General features: G+C 45.9%; 4 protein-coding genes. 1 reads left to right on the top strand and 3 read right to left on the bottom strand.

The annotated features are described in order from the left end of the window. Nucleotides 1-919, top strand: a 919-nt coding sequence (guaA, locus tag RMO52_RS17360) for a glutamine-hydrolyzing GMP synthase (RefSeq protein WP_310416692.1), incomplete at its 5' end; no start/stop codon positions are given. An 88-nt stretch (nucleotides 920-1007) separates the two neighbouring features. Here guaA and RMO52_RS17355 read toward each other — a convergent pair. The 3 genes from RMO52_RS17355 to RMO52_RS17345 all read right to left on the bottom strand — a co-directional run bounded on the left by RMO52_RS17355 (nucleotide 1008) and on the right by RMO52_RS17345 (nucleotide 2000). Beyond that, on the bottom strand, nucleotides 1008-1340 hold the full coding sequence (locus RMO52_RS17355; protein WP_310416689.1) for a type II toxin-antitoxin system PemK/MazF family toxin: 333 nt from the start codon (nucleotides 1338-1340) through the stop codon (nucleotides 1008-1010). Then, on the bottom strand, nucleotides 1328-1585 hold the full coding sequence (locus RMO52_RS17350; protein WP_310416685.1) for an AbrB/MazE/SpoVT family DNA-binding domain-containing protein: 258 nt from the start codon (nucleotides 1583-1585) through the stop codon (nucleotides 1328-1330). Before RMO52_RS17350 ends, RMO52_RS17355 begins: the two co-directional genes overlap by 13 nt. Nucleotides 1586-1676: 91 nt before the next feature. Beyond that, nucleotides 1677-2000, bottom strand: a complete 324-nt coding sequence (locus RMO52_RS17345) for a hypothetical protein (protein WP_310416682.1) — start codon at nucleotides 1998-2000, stop codon at nucleotides 1677-1679. Nucleotides 2001-2077: the final 77 nt, after the last annotated feature.

Raw genomic sequence — 2077 nt, 5'->3', positions numbered from 1 at the left:
TAAAAAAGTCTTACTCGCACTATCTGGCGGTGTCGATTCTTCGACTTTAGCATTCTTATTACACCGCGCGATCGGCGACCAATTGACCTGTATGTTCATCGATCAAGGGTTCATGCGGAAGCTCGAACCAGAACGATTGGTGAACTTATTTAAAGACCAGTTTCATATCAAAGTTGAATATGTAATGGCGCGGGAACGCTTCATTAATGCGATCGCGGGCGTTACCGATCCCGAAACCAAACGTAAAATCATCGGTACTGAATTTATTCGCGTATTCGAGTCAGAATCAAAACGATTAGGGCCATTTGATTATCTCGCGCAAGGGACATTATATCCCGATGTAATCGAGTCCGCAGATACCAATGTCGATCCTCAAAGTGGCGAACGGGTAGCAGTTAAAATTAAGAGTCATCACAACGTTGGTGGATTGCCTAAAGATCTACAATTTAAACTCGTCGAACCTTTACGCAAATTATTTAAAGATGAAGTGCGAAAAGTGGGACGCTCGATCGGTTTACCCGAAGAAATCGTTAAACGGCAACCATTTCCCGGCCCCGGCTTAGCAATTCGGATTATCGGTGAAGTCACAGCAGAGCGACTAAATATCCTCCGTGACGCCGATCTAATCGTCCGTCAAGAAGTTAATAAACAAGGACTTTATGACAAGCTCTGGCAAGCTTTTGCGGTGCTACTCGCCGATGTAAATAGTGTCGGTGTCATGGGCGACCAACGGACTTATGCACACCCGATCGTTTTACGTTGTGTATCTAGTGAAGATGGCATGACTGCCGATTGGTCGAAGGTTCCTTATGAGTTTTTAGAGATTGTTTCCAACCGGATTGTGAATGAAGTAAAAGGCGTCAATCGCGTGGTTTATGATATCACTTCCAAGCCACCCGGCACGATCGAGTGGGAATGATTTTCGCTTAGGTCTTTCGATTCTCCTAACAGAGACGCTATGCGATCGATCTAGCCTTCACCTTCACTGGTGGGGGCTATTTCTATATTTACTCTTCAGCGAACATCTCTAATAAAGCTGCTAAGACGGCTTTCTGTTCGGCGGGGGTAATTGTGCCAAGCTGTTTAACTAATCGATTCTTAGATACCGATCGAATGTGGTCTAAGGCGATAAATCCGTCCTTCCCCTCAAAGTTAACTGAAATTCTACTTGGGTATTGTTTCCCGCTGGTGGTCATTGGCGCGACGATGACAGTTGCTAGATGAGTGTTCATTTCATTGGGTGAAATGATTAAGCATGGTCTAGTTTTCTGGATCTCACTGCCGACTGTCGGATCGAGCATCACCAAGAATACATCAAACCGTTCCGTTACCATACCCATTCTGCTTCATCCCAAGTATCGGTAACGGTGAGTGCTGCTAGTTCATCCCCATCGCTAACCATCTGAGCAAAAGCTTCACTCCAGCCGACTCGGGCTTTTGATGCCGCTGTGATGACAATCTGATTGTCTCTGACTTCAATCTCGATGTTCTCCTTAATGCCCGTCAGCTCGATCATTGCCTTGGGTAATCTAATTCCCTGCGAGTTCCCTACCTGTACTATTCGTGTCTTAAATATATTCGCCATCTGACTTAATCCATTATTGATTACATTGTACCCATAATTGAGGATGTGAGTAGGGTAAAAAACAGGGTAAAAAGTGGTTTCGGGGTCGGTCTTACTCTCCCAAATTTCCCTCTCCGCTAAGGCGACGGATGATGATATCGATCTTGTTGTCGATCGAGTCAAACCTCTGATTTGTGTCAGCTTCAATGCGATCGAGTCGAGCATTAACCGCTAGAAATTCCGCTCTCATCTCCGAACGCGAAGCGCGCCACCAAGGCGGTCGTATCGAGCCAATCTCTTCGTAAATCCGATCTAATACGCTGGAAAATTCTTGGGGGGAGATCTGGGTATATTCCAGCCTGTCTAGTCTGCGATTGACTCCACGCAATTCGCGGTTAACGCGATCGATGTCGTCTGGTTCTCTGGCTTGAGTCATGTTAACCTCGTAATAGTTATCTGTTTTACTTCGATCGCGCTGCTAGTAACAGTCGTTCGATCGATCTAGCCCTCGCC

The organism is Chamaesiphon sp. OTE_8_metabat_110 (genome assembly GCF_031382685.1).
GTDB lineage: Bacteria > Cyanobacteriota > Cyanobacteriia > Cyanobacteriales > Chamaesiphonaceae > Chamaesiphon.
The sequence above is the reverse complement of the archived record's forward strand: the minus strand, read 5'-3'. Positions and strand labels throughout refer to the sequence as shown.

Coding starts and splice junctions, on each gene's coding strand:
- RMO52_RS17350 (WP_310416685.1), bottom strand. CDS start 1,585: ATGGCGAATATATTTAAGACACGAATAGTACAGGTAGGGAACTCGCAG.
- RMO52_RS17345 (WP_310416682.1), bottom strand. CDS start 2,000: ATGACTCAAGCCAGAGAACCAGACGACATCGATCGCGTTAACCGCGAA.
- RMO52_RS17355 (WP_310416689.1), bottom strand. CDS start 1,340: ATGGGTATGGTAACGGAACGGTTTGATGTATTCTTGGTGATGCTCGAT.